The organism is Streptomyces sp. SCUT-3, from assembly GCF_014083985.1.
In the GTDB taxonomy this organism is placed as follows: Bacteria; Actinomycetota; Actinomycetes; order Streptomycetales; family Streptomycetaceae; genus Streptomyces_H; species Streptomyces_H thermolineatus.
In genome coordinates, this window is the sequence record NZ_CP046907.1 from 5,909,079 (window position 1) to 5,924,970 (window position 15,892).

Annotated in this window: 16 protein-coding genes and 3 pseudogenes; 12 read left to right on the plus strand and 7 right to left on the minus strand. The window is 69.1% G+C overall.

The window, feature by feature from the left end; all coding sequences use genetic code 11:
- Positions 1-74: 74 nt before the first annotated feature.
- The gene (locus GQS52_RS26095; protein WP_182316000.1) at positions 75-740 is read right to left on the minus strand and encodes a maleylpyruvate isomerase N-terminal domain-containing protein; all 666 of its coding nucleotides are present in this window, start codon (positions 738-740) and stop codon (positions 75-77) included.
- 296 nt (positions 741-1,036) lie between these two features.
- Positions 1,037-2,194, minus strand: a complete 1,158-nt coding sequence (locus GQS52_RS26100; protein ID WP_182316001.1) for a phospholipase D-like domain-containing protein — start codon at positions 2,192-2,194, stop codon at positions 1,037-1,039.
- A gap of 340 nt (positions 2,195-2,534) precedes the next feature.
- Here GQS52_RS26100 and GQS52_RS26105 point away from each other — a divergent pair, with 340 nt between their 5' ends.
- The 6 genes and pseudogenes from GQS52_RS26105 to GQS52_RS26130 form a co-directional block, all read left to right on the plus strand.
- Positions 2,535-3,317, plus strand: coding sequence for a helix-turn-helix transcriptional regulator (locus tag GQS52_RS26105; RefSeq protein ID WP_259371204.1), 783 nt, complete (start codon positions 2,535-2,537; stop codon positions 3,315-3,317).
- Positions 3,314-3,520 carry a DUF397 domain-containing protein gene (locus GQS52_RS26110; protein WP_182316003.1) on the plus strand — a complete coding sequence of 69 codons (207 nt, stop codon included), beginning with the start codon at positions 3,314-3,316 and terminating at the stop codon, positions 3,518-3,520. The genes GQS52_RS26105 and GQS52_RS26110 overlap by 4 nt, the downstream gene beginning before the upstream one ends.
- 217 nt (positions 3,521-3,737) lie before the next feature.
- Positions 3,738-4,058 carry a hypothetical protein gene (locus GQS52_RS26115; RefSeq protein ID WP_182316741.1) on the plus strand — a complete coding sequence of 107 codons (321 nt, stop codon included), beginning with the start codon at positions 3,738-3,740 and terminating at the stop codon, positions 4,056-4,058.
- 360 nt (positions 4,059-4,418) lie between these two features.
- Positions 4,419-4,988: a GNAT family N-acetyltransferase gene (locus GQS52_RS26120; protein ID WP_182316004.1), complete on the plus strand. Its 570-nt coding sequence runs from the start codon at positions 4,419-4,421 to the stop codon at positions 4,986-4,988.
- A 125-nt stretch (positions 4,989-5,113) separates the two neighbouring features.
- A complete protein-coding gene (locus GQS52_RS26125) occupies positions 5,114-5,320 on the plus strand; it encodes a hypothetical protein (protein WP_259370991.1) in 207 nt (68 codons plus the stop codon).
- Positions 5,321-5,445: 125 nt separating this feature from the next.
- A pseudogene (locus GQS52_RS26130) lies at positions 5,446-5,601 on the plus strand (transposase); the annotation flags it as partial.
- A gap of 5 nt (positions 5,602-5,606) precedes the next feature.
- Here GQS52_RS26130 and GQS52_RS26135 read toward each other — a convergent pair.
- Both GQS52_RS26135 and GQS52_RS26140 read right to left on the minus strand, forming a co-directional pair.
- Positions 5,607-5,708: pseudogene (locus GQS52_RS26135) on the minus strand (IS5/IS1182 family transposase); the annotation flags it as partial.
- Between the two features lie 37 nt (positions 5,709-5,745).
- Entirely contained in the window at positions 5,746-6,000 is a 255-nt protein-coding gene (locus GQS52_RS26140) for a DUF6332 family protein (RefSeq protein WP_182316005.1), read from the minus strand.
- A gap of 473 nt (positions 6,001-6,473) precedes the next feature.
- On the opposite strand from GQS52_RS26140, the gene GQS52_RS26145 reads away from it, so the two are divergent.
- On the plus strand, positions 6,474-7,256 hold the full coding sequence (locus GQS52_RS26145; RefSeq protein WP_259371205.1) for a helix-turn-helix transcriptional regulator: 783 nt from the start codon (positions 6,474-6,476) through the stop codon (positions 7,254-7,256).
- Entirely contained in the window at positions 7,253-7,459 is a 207-nt protein-coding gene (locus tag GQS52_RS26150; RefSeq protein ID WP_182316007.1) for a DUF397 domain-containing protein, read from the plus strand. Before GQS52_RS26145 ends, GQS52_RS26150 begins: the two co-directional genes overlap by 4 nt.
- A 342-nt stretch (positions 7,460-7,801) precedes the next feature.
- Here the strand turns inward: GQS52_RS26150 and GQS52_RS26155 are convergent, their stop codons facing one another.
- From GQS52_RS26155 to GQS52_RS26165, 3 genes and pseudogenes are all read right to left on the minus strand, one after another.
- On the minus strand, positions 7,802-8,269 hold the full coding sequence (locus GQS52_RS26155; RefSeq protein ID WP_259370992.1) for a hypothetical protein: 468 nt from the start codon (positions 8,267-8,269) through the stop codon (positions 7,802-7,804).
- A 74-nt stretch (positions 8,270-8,343) separates the two neighbouring features.
- A pseudogene (locus GQS52_RS26160) lies at positions 8,344-9,588 on the minus strand (IS3 family transposase).
- Between the two features lie 51 nt (positions 9,589-9,639).
- Complete coding sequence (locus GQS52_RS26165) at positions 9,640-10,785, minus strand: SMI1/KNR4 family protein (RefSeq protein ID WP_182316008.1); 1,146 nt, start codon at positions 10,783-10,785, stop codon at positions 9,640-9,642.
- Between the two features lie 320 nt (positions 10,786-11,105).
- Between GQS52_RS26165 and GQS52_RS26170 the strand changes: the two genes are divergently transcribed.
- The 4 genes from GQS52_RS26170 to GQS52_RS26185 all read left to right on the plus strand — a co-directional run bounded on the left by GQS52_RS26170 (position 11,106) and on the right by GQS52_RS26185 (position 15,883).
- Complete coding sequence (locus GQS52_RS26170; RefSeq protein ID WP_220472808.1) at positions 11,106-11,828, plus strand: hypothetical protein; 723 nt, start codon at positions 11,106-11,108, stop codon at positions 11,826-11,828.
- Positions 11,829-12,280: 452 nt separating this feature from the next.
- Positions 12,281-13,504 (plus strand): glycosyltransferase, encoded by a 1,224-nt coding sequence (locus GQS52_RS26175; protein ID WP_182316010.1) that lies wholly within the window; start codon positions 12,281-12,283, stop codon positions 13,502-13,504.
- Positions 13,505-13,913: 409 nt separating this feature from the next.
- On the plus strand, positions 13,914-14,993 hold the full coding sequence (locus GQS52_RS26180) for an ATP-binding cassette domain-containing protein (protein WP_182316011.1): 1,080 nt from the start codon (positions 13,914-13,916) through the stop codon (positions 14,991-14,993).
- Positions 14,993-15,883, plus strand: coding sequence for an ABC transporter permease (locus GQS52_RS26185; RefSeq protein ID WP_182316012.1), 891 nt, complete (start codon positions 14,993-14,995; stop codon positions 15,881-15,883). Before GQS52_RS26180 ends, GQS52_RS26185 begins: the two co-directional genes overlap by 1 nt.
- Positions 15,884-15,892 lie beyond the last annotated feature (9 nt).

Consider the following 15,892-nt stretch of genomic DNA (forward strand, 5'->3'; position numbering starts at 1 on the left):
GCCCCGCCGGATCCAGTGCCCGTCGTCACCGGTGTCGGCCCTGCGCGGCCCGAGGGCCCCGTTCGGTCGGAGGGTCACCCGAGGACGAACGGGAGCCTCGCGGCCAGCCCGCCCGGCCCGCCCAGTTCGGCCTTCTCGGCGGCGGTCGGGGCGCGCCGTCCGGTGCCGACCAGCAACGCCGCCTCGTCGGAGAACGAGGCGGGGAACGCGGCCCGGGCGATCCTCTCCAGCATCTCGCGCGACCGGGCAAGCCCCTCCGCGGGCGGTCCCGCCACGTTCGGGAGGTGCGCGACCAGGTCGAGGTGGTGCAGCGTCCACTCCAGGACGTACGCGGAGAGGTAGTCGCCCGCGGTGAGGACCTCCCCGCGGGTGGCGACCCGAAGGCCCGGGTCGGCGAGTTCGGCGGCGCGGCCGGCGGCGGAGCCGACGTCGTCCAGGTGGAACTTGAGCAGCCGCGGCTCCCGGTAGGCGGCGGCCAGCCGGACGGTCAGCGCGTCGAGCGGGTCGTCACCGGCCGGCGGCGTCCCGGTGACCTCCCAGTAGGTCACCGCGTCGCGGGTCGGTTCCGCCTCGGCGGGGGTCACGAGGGTGATCAGGACGTCCTGCGAGTCGACGACCAAGTGGCACGCCAGGTCCCGTACGAGCCAGCCGGTACAGCCGGACGGCTGCGCGAAGTCCTCGTCCGGCAGTTCGGCGACCGCCGTGCGCAGCGCCGTCCACGAGCGTGAGAAGAGATCCACATCCGGCAAGGTAGTGCGGTGCCGGAACGACGGACAAGCACATTCCGGACGGCCGACTCATGTGCCTGGACGCCCGGCCCGAGCCGTCGGCGCGGAGAAGCCCGCGCGCCGCGCGGGGCCGAACCGACGGCAGGCGGTGGTCCGGTACCGGTGGACTGCCGGTACCGGACCGTCGTGCGTTCCGGCCGGGGGGCTCCGTGGGCTCCGGGGGCTCCGGGGGCTTCGGGGTGAGACCGGTGAGCTCACACGGTGGGGTGCCGCGTGTTCCTCGGGGGAGACGGGTGGTTCACCCGACCTCAGTCACAGGTGCGGGGGTTCGTCCACAGCTGCCGGAACTGGTCGATGTACCGGTTGGTGACCCACCCGTCGACGATGCGCAGCATCGCGTCGTTGGCGCGGGTCGCCGAGTTCTCGGTGAGGTTGTAGGAACCGACGAACACGGCCTTGCGCCACTCGCCGGCGTACTTCGCGTCGAGCAGGAGCAGCTTGTTGTGGTTCCAGCCGTCGCAACTGACGTTGGTGGGGTCGATGCCGCCGGCCACCAGGGCGTCCCAGCCGGCCCCCTTCTGCACGACGACCTTGACGTCGCAGCCGAGCGCTTCCAGCCGGTTCAGCTGGGCGACGATGCCGTCGGAGTAGGAGCTGGAGTCGAGCAGACTGGCCTCCATCCAGACGCGGTCGTTGCCGTCCGCGCACGCGCTGACGTTGCCCAGGACGTCGGCCACCCGTGTGCTGGAGGGCTGCGGGTAGAAGTACGCCTTGGACAGGTCGTTGCTGCCGTCGATGGTCCGCGATGCGTCCGTGCTCCAGGTGACGCCGTCGTAGGTCCAGCTCTTGGCGTACAGGCGGCGCCAGTAGTTGACGTACGCCGAGAACAGGGCGTCGTCGTCCCGGACGATCAGCATGTTCTGCGCGTGCTGGGCCTGCGTCGCGCCCAGGTTGCTGGACGACTGCAGGACCAGCTTCGTGGCGCCCTTCTTGATCAGGAAGAACTTGTTGTGCATCGCGCCGGAGCCGGCGGTCATGCAGGCGTCGGCGCAGTAGGTGATGTCGATGTCGGCCTTGGCGAGTTCCGTCTTGATGCCGGCCTCGGCGGTGCCGACGACCAGGCGGACGCTCACACCGCTCCTCGCGGCGTTCACCAGGGAACTGGCCAGGGACAGCCCGCCGCCGTCGACGTCCCAGTCGTAGAGGGCGACCCGTACGTAGTTGCCCGTCTCCCCGGCCGCCGCCGCGTCGGCGGTCGCGTCGATCTTGCCCTTGATCTTGGAGACGAGCAGGGTGTTCTCGGTCTCGCCGTAGATGAAGCAGGTCTCGTAGTTCCCGTACTCGTCGCAGCCCGCGGTGGCGGCCGACGCGCGCGGCACGACCACCACCGTGAGCAGCAGCGAGAGGACGAGCAGCAGGACCGGTCTCAGCGAACGCGATCTGTGAGTAAACCAGTTGACGATCATTCGACTGATGATAGGAGAGCGTGTCCGCGTCAACTCCGTCTCTGCGCCCCTCCGTTTTCCGCAGCTCTGCCGCCGGCGGCCTCCGGGCAGCGGATGGCGCGGAACGGCCGGACGGGCCGGTGGACGTCCTGCGCCCTCTCGCACGGGTAATGGTTGTAGGGCTGCGCGGGGCGGTTTGTCGGGGGTGTAGGGCGCGTGGGGCGTGTGTTCTCGGTGGGTGAGGTCGTTAGTCGTGGGGGAGGCCGTGCGAGGGAGCGCGGTCGGGATGCGACGGAGGTGAAGGGCTGTGGCGGGTGCGGGACGACCCGATCAGCCGGAGGGGGACGGCTCGGGGGCCTTCCTGAGGTGTTTCGGCCGGCAGGTGAAGCTCTTCCGGGAGCGCGCCGGGTGGACGCAGGGCCAGCTGGGTGCACGGATGGGCTATGGGGAGGACATGGTCTCGGCGGTGGAGCAGGCCCGCCGTATCCCGAAGCCGGAGTTCGTCGACCGGGCGGACGAGGCCCTGGGCGCCGGCGGAGTGCTGTCCGCGATGAAGGAGGAAGTGGCCCGGGCCCGCTACCCGGCGTTCTTCCGGGACGCCGCGCGTCTGGAGGAAGAAGCGGTCGAGGTGCACGTCTACGCCAACCATGTCGTGCCCGGTCTTCTCCAGACCGAGGAGTATGCGCGGGCGGTCTTCGCGATGTGGCGTCCGCGACTGGACGAGGAAACGCTGGAACGGCGTGTGGCGGCGCGGCTTGCGCGGCAGGACGTCTTCACCCGCCGGCCTGCTCCACTGGTGAGCTTCGTCGTCGAAGAGGTCGTCCTCCAGCGCCCCATCGGTGGAGCCGCGGTTCTGCGCGGGCAGTTGGAAAAGATCCTGCAGGCCGGGCGGGAACGCAACGTGGAGATCCAGGTCATGCCCACCGGACGGGAGGAGCACGCCGGGCTGGGCGGCCCCCTGACGTTGATCGAGACGAAGACGCAGCAGCGAATCGCGTACGTGGAGGTGCAGGAGGACAGCCGCCTGCTCACCGAACGCGCATCGGTACGCCCGTTGGAGGCGCGGTACGGCATCATTCGAGCTCAGGCTCTCACCCCCTGGGAGTCGTTGGCGCCCATCGAGGAGCTGTTGGGAGCGGTATGAACGTCGAGGAACCGTTCAAAGCGGAGTCGGGGCTCACCTGGTTCAAGAGCAGCTACAGCAGCGGTGCGGGCGGCGAGTGCGTCGAGGTGGCCGCCGGGCCCGGCGCCGTCCGTGTCCGGGACTCGAAGGACAAGGCGGGGCCGGTGCTCTCCTTCTCCCCGGAGGAGTGGGCCGCGTTCGTGGAGTTCGCCGCGCGGGGCTGAACCGACGGCAGTCGGCGGGCCGGTACCGGCAGGCTGCCGGTACCGGCCCGCCGTGCGTTCCGGCCGGGGTCCCCGACGGGGGATTCGCCGGAGGGCTTCCCGGTGCGGCCCGTCATGGGTGAGCGGTGGGGGATATTCCTTTGTGGGGCCGAAAGCACGGCCATAAGGTCCTGGCATGTCCCTACGTACTCGTATGCGTCAGGCCCTCCCGGAAGCGATGCGCGCCCGCGACAAGGCCGCGGTGAGCGCCCTGCGCTCGACGCTCGCCGCACTGGACAACGCGGAAGCGGTGCCGGTGGGCGAAGCCGGGGCGCGCGGCTCGGCCCTCGAACAGTCACCGGTCGGCGCCGGTGCCACCGAGATGGCGCGACGTGAACTGAGCGAGTGCGGCGTGGTGGACATCGTGCGGGCCGAGGTCGCCGAACGGCTCGAAGCCGCGGAGCAGTTGACCGCACCCGTCCACGCCGACCGAGTCGCGCGGCTCCGGGCGGAGGCCGCTGTGCTGCTTCGCTTCCTCGACGACCACGGCACCCCGTAGGGCACGGCGGATCCGTTAGTGAACGGGAACGACCACCGTTTGAGCATCGGGGGCTGTGCGGACTCCTGAAGGCCGTGCTGCGGCCGAACAGCCGTGCGCCCTCCCGCCGGCCCGGTGCGACGCGGGGGAGGGTGGGGGGCGGCCCCGGGCCGGGAATCACTTGCCTCCGGCAGCCTTGAACATGTGGCCCTCGGTCTTCTCGCGGCCAGGAGCGTGGGCCGGTGAACAACTCCAGGAATGCCGCGCCTCGTAGTGGAGCGGGGCTGTCGGGCGCTGCTGTTGAAAAGGCGTGGCTGCCCGTCAGTCGTGGTGCGACAATCCGTCCGCATCTTGATCCAAATCCGCGTCCCGGAGGTTCGCATGGACATCGCCTCGCTGCTGCCGATGACCACGCCCCGATTGTCGCTGCGTCTGTTCACTCCCGACGACGCCGACGACCTGTACGCCTACCAGAGCCTGCCGAGCGTGGCGCGCTACTTGTACCGGCCGGCGCACACGCGGGAGCGCAGCGAACAGGTTGCGGCCGAGCGCGCGGCGCACTCGGTCTGGTGCGCCGACGGGGACAAGCTGGCGCTTGCAGTGTGCCGACGCGATGAGCCCGGCCTACTTGGCGAGGTGACGCTCACCCTGGCCGACGCCCGCGCCGCCCAGGCCGAGATCGGCTGGACCCTCGACCCACGTCACCAGGGGCACGGCTATGCGACCGAGGCGGCCGCAGCGCTGGCCGGGTTTGCCTTCGACAGGCTGGGCGTGCACCGGCTCTACGCACGGCTGGATGTGGAGAACACCGGGTCTGTGCGGGTTTGTGAGCGCCTCGGGATGCGTCGGGAGGCGCACCTGGTCGAGAACGACCTCGACGGGGATCGCTGGGGCAGCGAGTACATCTACGCGGCGCTGGCCGCGGACATCGGCGGTCGATCAGGCAGTTGAGCCCGGTGAACGGGGCTGTCCAGGACGGCTCCGACGCCGTGATCACACCAGCCCCAACCAAATCGTCCCAGCCGTCCTGTCATCCGATCCAAAGAGACGAGTGACCGTCGAGGGGGTAGACAGGGGTGGCCGCAGCACGCATGGCAGCAGCTGTGCTGGTGACATGGGCAGCGCTGATCGTGCTCCTGCTCGCGCCGTCGCCCCTGCCGGAGCAGTGGCGCTACCACATCCACTCTCCAGCGAGCGTGGGCCTGTGGCTGCTGGCCATGTTTGTCGCGCCCGTCGTGGTCTGTACAGTCAAATGGCCATGGATCAAGTCGGGCGGTAGGTGAGCCCTCGACCTGCGTACAAGCTTGCGGACTACCCCGTAACGGCTGGTCATCGATAACGGGTCAGCTCGTTAGGACTTGTCCGGGCGATCATGTGACTGCTTCGTGCCCGAATCGCTGATGCAGGCATGGGGCGGGGTGATTTGACGGACATGGGATGGGAATGGCTTCGGCCGTTTCTGCCGGTCGGCAACGGCCGTTGCGGTCGGTGGCGGGATCACCGGCAGGTGATCGACGGGATCTTGTACCGGGTGCGGACCGGGGTGCAGTGGCGTGACCTGCCCGCGTGGCGACGCCGGCCACCACCTTGCGGCCGCGACGGCGCTTCCGGCACCACGCGCTGGAACAACTGCCACAACTCGTCCGGCACCAGCCGCTCAACGATCCCCACGCCGGAAGGCTACCGACCGCAAGGGGAAGGGCCGTAGTCAGCGGCCCATTCGGCGCTGCTTGTCGAACCGAAGCAACACCCGTACCAGACGCCACAGTCCGGCCACTGCTCCGAGCAGTGCGCCCCCCGCCAACACGTCCTTCTCCGCTGGACCAGAGAGGTCGACGACCTGGACGAGAGTCCAGGCGACAACAAAGATCACCCCGGCCAGCGCGGCGGCAGTCACCAGGGCAAAAACGATTTCCACCGTCATTGCGTCCTTTTCCCACCGTGACTCACGCCCCCTGTTCATGCTGCAAGTCTCACAGCACGGTCAAGTCCACCGCGTCTGCGCCTGACCGCTGACTCTCACAGGCGGCTCGATCATCAATTGAGATGACGTCTGGTCCAGAGATGACGCAGCGAGGAGACCGCTGGAATCCCGTCCGTGCGTAATCGTGACGACACGCGCACATGGAGATCATGATTCCGTTTCGCAGGCGCAGGGTTTGCCCTGGAGCCCCCTCAGCTTCCTGGGACGGCGGCCGGGCACCCGTCCGGGGCGTCGGAGTCGGCCTGCGACCGTATCGGGGCGGGGGTGCGGGTGATGGTTGTAGGGGGCGCACGCCGGGTTGTCGGGGTTGTGGGGCGTGTGTTCTCGGCGGGTGAGGTCGTTGGTCGTGGGGGAGGCCGTGCGAGGGAGCGCGGCCGGGATGCGACGGAGGTGGAGCTGTGGCGGGTGCGGGACGCCCCGACCAGCCGGAGGGGGACGGCTCGGGGGCCTTCCTGAGGTGTTTCGGCCGGCAGGTGAAGCTCTTCCGGGAGCGGGCCGGATGGACACAGGGCCAGTTGGGGGCCCGGGTGGGGTACGGGGAGGACATGGTCGCTGCGGTGGAGCAGGCCCGCCGTATCCCGAAGCCGGAGTTCGTCGATCGGGCGGACGAGGTACTGGGCGCCGGCGGCGTGCTGTCCGCGATGAAGGAGGAAGTGGCACGGGCGCGTTACCCGGCCTTCTTTCGGGATTACGCGCGAATCGAGACGGAAGCCGTGGAGCTGCACGCGTACGCCGGCCAAGCTGTTCCCGGTCTGCTGCAGACCGAGGAGTACGCGCGAGCGGTCTTTCAGATGTGGCGTCCCCAGTTGGACGAGGCGACGGTGGAGCAGCGGGTGGCCGCTCGCCTGGCGCGCCAAGAGCTCTTCTCCCGGCGAGCAGTCCCGTTCCTGAGCTTCGTGATCGAAGAGGTGGTTCTGAAGCGACCGTTCGGCGGAAGGCAGGTCCTGAAAGGCCAGCTGGAACAGGTGTTGGAGGCGGCTCGGCGGCGCAATGTCGAGGTCCAGGTCATGCCTACGGACCGGGAGGACAACGCCGGAGTGGACGGGCCGTTCACCTTGGTGACTCCCAGCGACGGAGAGCAACTCGCCTACCTTGAAGGGCAAGGACGTAGCACTCTGGTCACGAGGCGGGAAGAAGTCCGTGGGATTGCTCTCCGGTATGGAATCATCCGGGCGCAGGCTCTCACTCCCCGGGAGTCACTCGTCCTCATCGAGAAGTTGCTGGGAGAACGATGAACATCGAGGAATCCGCGGTCCATGGGGCGGAGTCGGCCTGGTTCAAGAGCAGCTACAGCGGCGGTGCGGGTGGCGAGTGCATAGAGGTAGCCGCTGATTCCTCCACCGTCCGTGTCCGGGATTCGAAGGACACGGCGGGGCCGGTGCTCTCCTTCTCCCCGGAGGAGTGGGCCGCGTTCGTGGAGTTCGCCGCACGGGACTGAACCGCCGGTAGGCAGTGGGCCGGTACCAGTGATCCGCCAGTACCGGCCCACCGAGGTCTTCCGTTCCGCAGGCCGGCCCCCTGTCGCGCGGACGAATCCCACTGAGGCTTGTTCCGTAAAAGGGTTTTCGGGCGAACAGGGGCGTGACCAGCCAGTTTTTGCCCGCTTGTCCGTTCGGTGAGGGTGAGGTTGTGCAAGCGAACGGTGCCGCTCATCGCATGGTGGACGCTGTCGCCCTTCAATCGGCGGTCAACGAACTGGGCTGTCCAGGACGGGGCCAACGCCGTGATCACGCCAGTCGCATCATGATCATTTCACCTGCACGGCCAGGCCGGAGCAATGTCAGGGCTCCGGGATGATGGCGGGGTCAACACCCATCGCGGTAACGCCCTCGCGCACGGAGCGATCGAACTGCTTGATCTCCGCGACGAGAACATCCCAGGCGACGGGTGAGGTCCAGAGGTCCGGTGTGAAGATGGAGCCCATCCGCCAGCCCCCATCGGAGCTCACGATACGGATCAGCCTTTCCTCCGCCTGCATCGAGTCGAGCTCGAAGTCCTCATGGCCGGCAGTTGGGCTCTGGAGCCAGAGCGCCAGGTGGTACGCCAACTCGGCCACGGGGAACGCCTCCTCGGACCACGCCTTTCGCCCCTGCTCCCAGACGGACAGCTCTGCCTCGATATCGAGGAGCAGTGCCGCCAGGGGTGCCTCCTGCGGGGTGAGGCCGCGCCGCGGCAAGTCCGACAGCCCAAAGTTGCTGCAGACGAACAGCACCGCCCGGCCCCCATGAGATCTGAGGCCCCTGACCATCCAGGCAGCCTAATGCGGACAACCCTGGCAACCGTTACAAGGCATCCTGAACCGCTCCGGGATCGGTGGAGGCTCTATGCGTTGACTCCAGCCGCCGGTTGGGGCTGGTGCTGAGCGTAGTGGTTGGTCTCGTGCTCGTGGGGCGGGATGTCGCCGATGGCGGTGTGGAGGCGCTGGTTGTTGAACCAGTCGACCCATTCCGCGGTGGCGAGTTCGACGTCGGCGAGGCCGTACCAGGGCCTGCGGGGCTTGATCAGCTCCATTTTGTAAAGGCCGATCTGGGACTCCATGAGCGCGTTGTCCAGGGCATCACCGACGGTGCCGATCGAGGCGTCGATGCCGGCCTCGATGAGGTGGGCGGTGAACGCGAAAGACGTGTATTGACTGCCCGCGTCCGAGTGATGAATGAGCCCGGGGCCTGTGGGAATGCCGGCCCGGTCTCGGCGCCACAGGGCCATGTGGAGGGCGTCGAGAACGAGCTTGGCCCGCTTGCTGTTGGCGGCCGACCAGCCGACGATCGCCCGGGAGAACACGTCCACGACGAAGGCGACGTAGACGATGCCGGACCAGGTCGCGACATAGGTGAAGTCTGCGACTTCACCGCTCATTGGGGCGAGAAGCGGTGAAGTCGCGCCGCAGCAGGTCAGTGGCTCGTTCGTGGCCGTCGTCCCGGACGGTGGTACGGACTTTCTTTCCGCGTCGGACGCCCTCAAGGCCGAGGTCGCGCATCAGCCGGGCGACCGTGCAGCGGGCCACCGGGATGCCCTCGCGGTGCAGCTGCCGCCAGACTTTCCGCACTCCGTAGACACCGAAGTTGTCCGCGTGGACGCGACTGATCTGCGTCTTCAGCTCCGCGTCGCGGACCGCCCTGGCGCTGGGGGTGCGGTTCTTGGCGGCGTAGTAGGTGCTCGTCGCGATCTTCAGTCCGTGGCTGGTCAGGACTGTGCAGATCGGCTCGACTCCGAACACCTGCCGGTGGGCGTCGATGAACGCTACGAGCGCTTCGACGGCCGGTCGAGCTCGGCCGCGAAGAAAGCCGAGGCTGCCTTGAGGATCTCGTTGGCTCGGCGCAGCTCGGCGTTCTCGGCCTTCAGCCGCTTGATCTCCGCGGCCTCCTCCGAGGTGACACCCGGGGGCCGGCCAGTGTCGACCTCCGCTTTGCGGACCCACGTCCGCACGGTCTCGGCGGCACCGATGCCCAGCTTCGCGGCCACTGCTTTCATCGCCGCCCATTCGGTCGGGTAGTTGGAGCGGATCTCCGCGACCATGCGCACCGCACGCTCGCGAAGCTCGACAGGGTAAGGGGACGGACGGGCCATGACTCGATCCTCTCAGGGAATCGAGCCTCCATCAGGCCCGGAGCGGTTCAGTCAGTCCTGATCTTGGCTGTACTGGGCCGCGTACCAACTGGAGTCGATGGCGGGGTTGCGCAGCGCCCCCCAAAATCGGTCGTCCGGTATCGGTGGCAGTGGCGGATGGCCCAGGTCCGCATGCAGATCCGCACGCCAGTCGAGAGTGAAGTGACTCCGGGTCTCCGCGCTCTCGCACACAGACCTGTACGGGGACCCCCAGATCCCGAGGGCTATCTGCTCCGCAGCCCACCTGCGCGTGCGGTCTCGGCCGGTGTCGGCCTGTGCGAGCACCGCGCGGAGTCGCAAGGCGAGCGGGCCGGTCTGGTCAGGCTGCGGCAGGGCCACACCGCACTCCCACGCGTCCAGGGCTGCCTTGACCTCCGGGTAGTTGTTCAGGCCCGTTTCGACCGCCAGTCTGCGCAACTGCTTCCGCGCGGCCTCGACCACCTGCTCATACGGCAGGGTCGCGATCAGTGCACCGAGTTCCTCATGTCCGTCCAGGTTGCTCACGTGGAGGAGGTCGGTGGGACTGTAGGAGAGGTCCAGCTCTGGCAGCTGCTCATCCGGTGCGGGAAGGGGCTCGTCGGCACTGTACTGCGGCCTGGCAGGCGGACGCGCCTCCCAGAACAGCCGGCCGTTGAAGGTGACGACACCGGCGTCCTGGCCGCGCTCAAGCGTGCCGGCCAGTTCGGCCAGATACTCACCCAGCGAGTCGGCCTCTCCGAAACTGGTGCCGGTCTCGTCGAAGAACCGCCCGATCGCGCCGAAGGAGTCCCGCCCAGTACGGCAATCCATCAGAAGACCGTCCGACGTCACGTCGTAAGAACCGAACTTCACGTAATCGTGAAGCCAGTAGCCCCCGGTCTCCCCGTCGAGGCCCTGGTCGATGCCGCGCATGAACCCGGTGTCCCCGAGGATTCCGCTCACTCCGAGCAGCCGATCGCCCGTGCTGAACCGGAAAGCTTCAGGTCCCTCCAGCGCCCCGTTGTGCCGTTGGAGTGAAGCGACCAGGTCCGGAGGAAAGGTGACCCCCAGTTCCTGTTGCGCTGCTGCGATCTCCTCGTCTCCTGCGGGCGGCCGAAGCGTGGCAAAAGTGCGGGGCGCGTGCTCGCGCAGCCACGCGTTGATGCGATTCCATGAGTCCTGGACCAGGTCTGATGTCATAGGGCGGACCTTAGAGCCAGCGGCTGACAACAGCTTGATCGTCGCTCACCGGCCTTGCCGCCGGGTTGGCGTTCAGGCCGGCAAGCTCGAGTAGACCCTTGTCCCGGCTCACCAAGCTGCTGGCACCGGACGCTGCAGCCGCCCGCTCGACACTGAAGCGCTCAGTCGCAATCACCCGATCGGTGGCCAACTCGAAGAAGCTAGAGGTTGTCCCGCAAAGAGAACAGGCTCAGCCACGATGACGTTCCGAATCACGGAGGCTGAGTCTCCCGTGGCCTCCCACCTGCAGTGAACACATGGGCCACCGGCATGATGAACCCGTGACAAACAGCGCAGAGACGCACCTGGACCAGATCCCGGGCTACCCGGGCGGCCCGCTTGTCCACCTTCCAGAGCTTCTCGACGAGCCCTTGTTCTGGTTGGGACACCTCTACCCCTGCGTGCTGCACAGCGAGGAGGCCGAGGAGCTCTTGTTCGGTGCGGACTACAAATCCGCGGAGGACTTCCATCGCCAGTTGTCCGGGCGCCCGGACTGGCCGACCTTCACCGTCCCCGTGGCCGTCGGCCGTCTGCACATCGTCCACCGCAACCTCAAGGGCGACGCGGGCACCGACTACCTCCTGCACCACCCCGACTGGGACCGTGCCGAACTTCTCGCCCGCAACGACGGCCACTTCATGGGCCCCGGCCTGTCCTGGCTCGAGTTGACAGCAGCTGCAGGCAACAGCCTGCCCGGTGGCTCCACCACCGACCCTGACAGCCGGCTGCTTCTTCTGTTGCCCGCGTTCGGAGACTTGGCCGTGCCCGACGCGGCAGCCGAGCGTCTTGCAGCCGCGCTACGCGCCCGCACCGCAGTCGAGAACCCCGAACAACTCGCTGCCATCCTGCTGGAAGACCAGGGTCCCTGTGGTCCCGCCCACTGGACCACAACCAACGATGGACAACGGGTCAACGACGGCCACTACTCATACCGCAACCCCACCAACAACTTCGCCCTGCCGACGGAGCGGCTCGCCCGTGTGACGGCCGCGCTGGCTTCCTGATCACACTGCCCTGGGACCATCCTGCGGTGCGTACCGTGATCACCGCCTCGCAGTCGTTCTGGACAGCCCGCTTTCAGCGGACTGAGAACTCCTGACGGAATGATCTTCGAGGTGGTTGGATCACTCCGGAACCGACGATCCGGGGGTGTGGGGTGGCGCGGCCGAAGCCGTGGGAAGTCGACGACTAGCTGTGGGCGGTGATCGAGCCGCTGCTGCCGAAGGCCGAGCGCCGAGCCCGGCACCCTGGGCGCCCGACGTGCCGTCCTGCGCTGCACGCCGTCGCTTCATCGGGAGGCCGTCCGTTCACCGCGGACGGCAAAAGCCAAAGGCAAGGAGGTTCCCACTCCTTGCCGTGCTCAACGTACAGCGCACCGGGGGGCTTGCGGCAAGGCCCCCGTCAGGCCGCAGAATCGCCGACCGAGGCCAGTACCTGCAGAAACGGGAGTCGCGTAGTGCGTGTGTTGTTGTCGACGTATGGGTCGCGCGGGGATGTCGAACCGCTGGTGGCGCTGGCGGTGCGGTTACGGGAACTCGGCGCGCAGGTGAGGGTCTGTGCGCCGCCGGACGAGGTCTTCGCCCGGCTGCTGGCCAGGGTCGGCGTGGAACTGGTGGCGGTCGGCAGGCCGATGGGCACGATGACGGCGCCGTCGACAGAATCGGCGGCCTCCCGGCGTGTGACCGAGCTGGCCGCGCAGTTCGGCACGGTCGCCGCAGCCGCCGAGGGATGCGACGTCCTGCTGGCGACCGGTCTCGCTCACTTCTCCTCGCGGTCGGCGGCCGGGAAACTCGGTATCCCCTACGTGTACGCGACCTTCTGCCCGTTCCTGCTGCGGTCGCCGCACCAAGCGCCCCCCGCGCTGCTGGCGGGTCAGTCGTTCCCGCCGGAGGTGACCGACAACCGGGCGCTGTGGGACCTGAACGCCCGGACCTTCAACGCGCTGCACGGCGGGGCGCTCAACGCCCACCGGGCCTCGGTCGGTCTGCCGCCGGTGGACGACGTCTACGGTTTCATCTTCACCGACCGGCCGTGGCTGGCGTCGGACCCGGTCCTGGGTCCGTGGCGGGAGACCCCGGAGCTCGACGTCGTGCACACCGGGGCGTGGATCCTGCCGGACGAACGCCCGTTGGCGGACGACCTGCTGGAGTTCCTGGACACGGGCACACCTCCGGTGTTCGTCGGCTACGGCAGCATGCGCGGCGTCTCCGCGGACATCGCCCGGGTGTCCATCGAGGCGATCCGCGCGCACGGCCGCCGCGCACTCGTCGGCCGCGGCTGGGCCGAACTGGCTCTGATTGACGACCGGGACGACTGTTTCGTCGTCGGCGAAGTCAACCAGCAGGCACTGTTCGGCAGGGTGGCCGCCGTCGTGCACCACGGCGGCGCGGGCACGACGACGACGGCCGCCCGGGCCGGAGCGCCGCAGGTGGTAGTGCCCCAGGCGGCGGACCAGCCCTACTGGGCCGGCCGGGTGGCCGCCCTGGGCATCGGTGCGGCACACGACGGCTCGGCTCCGACCCCCCAGTCCCTGTCAGCCGCACTCGGGACGGCCCTCGGCCCCGAGACCCTCGCACGGGCACGGGCCGTGGCCGACGGCATCCGCACCGACGGAGCAGCAGTGGCCGCGAAACTACTGCTCGACACCGTCAGCCGAGAAAGGCCGTCGGTGCCCGCGTGAACCCCCCCACGGGATCACCGAGCCGGGAAAGTGCCCAGCGCCGGGCTGCACCGCCGACGCGGCATGCTCGAAGAGACCGGGTCTCCGCAGGGGCACGACCGCGGAGCGAGCAGGTGCCCGGCGAGCCTGGTACTGCGCACATCCGCCACTACGCGCTGACCGGCTTCGCCCAAACAGTCCTGGAGGCCGGCGAGAGCTGACAGCGGCCCCGTCGCAAGGCGGACCCGGACGGAACGGCGCAGGGCGCGGGGCGCAGGCGTGCGGCGGGGCGAGGGCCGCGGGCCGCGGGGCGCCGGTCCGGTCCCGGCCCGGGCGCCGGCGATTTGTGGCGCCGGACGCGCGGGCGGACGATGGGTGGGGAGCCGGCGCGACCGGCCGACGGCTCCTGCCGGTGCCGGCGAGGTGAGCGATGGCGACACCCGAATCGGGCAGTTTCCCGCCCCGGTCCACCCCGGGGCAGGCCGTCCCGCCCCTGCCCGATACGGGGGAGGTCGCCTCTGGGCAGGCCGTTCCGTGGCAGCCCGCCCCGAGGGAGTACGGCGCGGTGCCCGCGGTCCGCACCGCCGGCCTGACGAAGGTCTATCCGAAGGCGGACTTCGCGGCGGTGGACGGCGTCGACCTGCTTGTGCGGCAGGGGGAGGTCTTCGGGCTGCTGGGGCCCAACGGGGCGGGAAAGTCCACCATGGTCGGGATGCTGACCACCCGCGTGGTGCCCACCTCGGGATCCGCCCGCATCGGGGACATCGACGTCGTCCGGCACCCGACGTTGGCCAAGCAGGTCATCGCCGTGGTCACCCAGCAGAACACCCTGGACCGCTCGCTGACGGTCTGGGAGAACCTCTACTTCCACGGGCTGCTGTTCGGCATCCCCCGACGCCGGTCGCGCCGCATCGCCGACGAACTCCTCGAGCGGTTCCACCTGTCGCGGTGGCGGGACTCCTCGGTGAACGCCCTGTCCGGCGGTATGGCGCAGCGCCTCTCGGTGGCGCGGGCGATCTTCCACCGCCCGGCGGTGCTCTTCCTCGACGAGCCGACCGCCGGCCTGGACCCGCAGAGCCGGCTGGCCCTGTGGGACGTGCTGGCCCCCTTGGCCGCCGAGGGCCGGACCGTCTTCCTCACCACGCACAACATGGAGGAGGCCGACCAGCACTGCGACCGCGTGGCGATCATCGACCACGGCCGGATCCTGGCCCTGGGCACCCCCGCCGAACTCAAGCACGGCCTCGGCTCCGACACCGTCGTCACGGTCGTCGCCCGCGGCCGCCCGGAGGAGCTCGCCGCCCGGCTGCGCCGGGACGTCGGCGGCGTCGTCCGCACCCGCCTCGCCGGCGACGCGGTCGAGCTCCAGGTCAAGGGCGGCGACCGGCTGCTGCCCCGGGTCGTGCACAGCGCCGAGTCCGGCGGCTTCGACCTGGTCGACCTCTCGGTCGCCGAGAGCACCCTGGAGACGGTGTTCATCAGCCTCACCGGAAAGGAGCTGAGGGACTGATGGCCGCATTCGACACCTTCCCTCCGCCCGCCGGCCCGGCGGCGCACCGGGTCGGCGTGCTGCCGACGAGGTCCGCGGTGGCCTCGAGCCGCTCGGCGCTGGCCGCGCTCGTCCTCCGGGACCTGACCGTGCTGAGGAAGAACTTCGGCGAGTTCGCCCTCCGGGCCCTCATGCAGCCCTTCCTGCTCGTCTTCGTGTTCCTCTACGTCTTCCCCACTATCGGGCAGAGCGTGGGGGGTGGCGGGAGCACGGGCGGGGAGTCGCAGTTCGCCACCGTCCTGGTGCCGGGGGTGGTGTCCGTCGCGATCATGTTCCAGGGCATCCAGGCGGTCGCCGTCCAGATGTCCCAGGAGTTCGGCTTCACCCGGGAGATCGAGGACCGGGTGCAGGCTCCCTGCCCCATCTGGCTGGTGGCGGTGGCCAAGGTGCTCTCGGGAGCCGCCCAGGGGCTGACCTCGGCGCTCATCGTGCTGCCGATCGCGGCGGTGGTGCACGCGCCGGGCGTGCACCCGGACCTGTCGGTCCACTGGTGGGTCCTGGTCACCCTGGTCCCCCTGGGGTGCGTCGCGATGACCTCCCTCGGGCTGCTCCTGGGCACCTCGTTCCAGCCCCGCAACATCGGCGTCATGTTCGGGTTCGTGGTGCTGCCGATCGTCTTCCTCGGCGGCACCTACTACCAGTGGACCAGGCTGGCGCCGGTGGAGGTGGGAGGGTTCCCCTGGCTCCAGGTCCTGGTCAACCCGCTGATCTACCTCAGCGAGGGCATGCGGGCCGCGTTCACCGACCTCTCGCACATGTCCCTGTACGTCGTCTACCCGGCGCTCCTGGGGTTCTGCGTGCTCTTCCTCGGCCTGGGGCTGCGCAACTTCCGCCGCCGCGTGCTGTCCTGAACGCGGCGG

Excerpts from the sequence above, each read along its gene's own strand:
- GQS52_RS26100 (WP_182316001.1), bottom strand. The coding sequence starts at position 2,194 with ATGATCGTCAACTGGTTTACTCACAGATCGCGTTCGCTGAGACCGGTC.
- GQS52_RS26110 (WP_182316003.1), top strand. The coding sequence starts at position 3,314 with ATGAACGTCGAGGAACCGTTCAAAGCGGAGTCGGGGCTCACCTGGTTC.
- GQS52_RS26115 (WP_182316741.1), top strand. The coding sequence starts at position 3,738 with ATGCGCGCCCGCGACAAGGCCGCGGTGAGCGCCCTGCGCTCGACGCTC.
- GQS52_RS26120 (WP_182316004.1), top strand. The coding sequence starts at position 4,419 with ATGGACATCGCCTCGCTGCTGCCGATGACCACGCCCCGATTGTCGCTG.
- GQS52_RS26140 (WP_182316005.1), bottom strand. The coding sequence starts at position 6,000 with ATGAACAGGGGGCGTGAGTCACGGTGGGAAAAGGACGCAATGACGGTG.
- GQS52_RS26150 (WP_182316007.1), top strand. The coding sequence starts at position 7,253 with ATGAACATCGAGGAATCCGCGGTCCATGGGGCGGAGTCGGCCTGGTTC.
- GQS52_RS26155 (WP_259370992.1), bottom strand. The coding sequence starts at position 8,269 with ATGGTCAGGGGCCTCAGATCTCATGGGGGCCGGGCGGTGCTGTTCGTC.
- GQS52_RS26165 (WP_182316008.1), bottom strand. The coding sequence starts at position 10,785 with ATGACATCAGACCTGGTCCAGGACTCATGGAATCGCATCAACGCGTGG.
- GQS52_RS26180 (WP_182316011.1), top strand. The coding sequence starts at position 13,914 with ATGGCGACACCCGAATCGGGCAGTTTCCCGCCCCGGTCCACCCCGGGG.
- GQS52_RS26185 (WP_182316012.1), top strand. The coding sequence starts at position 14,993 with ATGGCCGCATTCGACACCTTCCCTCCGCCCGCCGGCCCGGCGGCGCAC.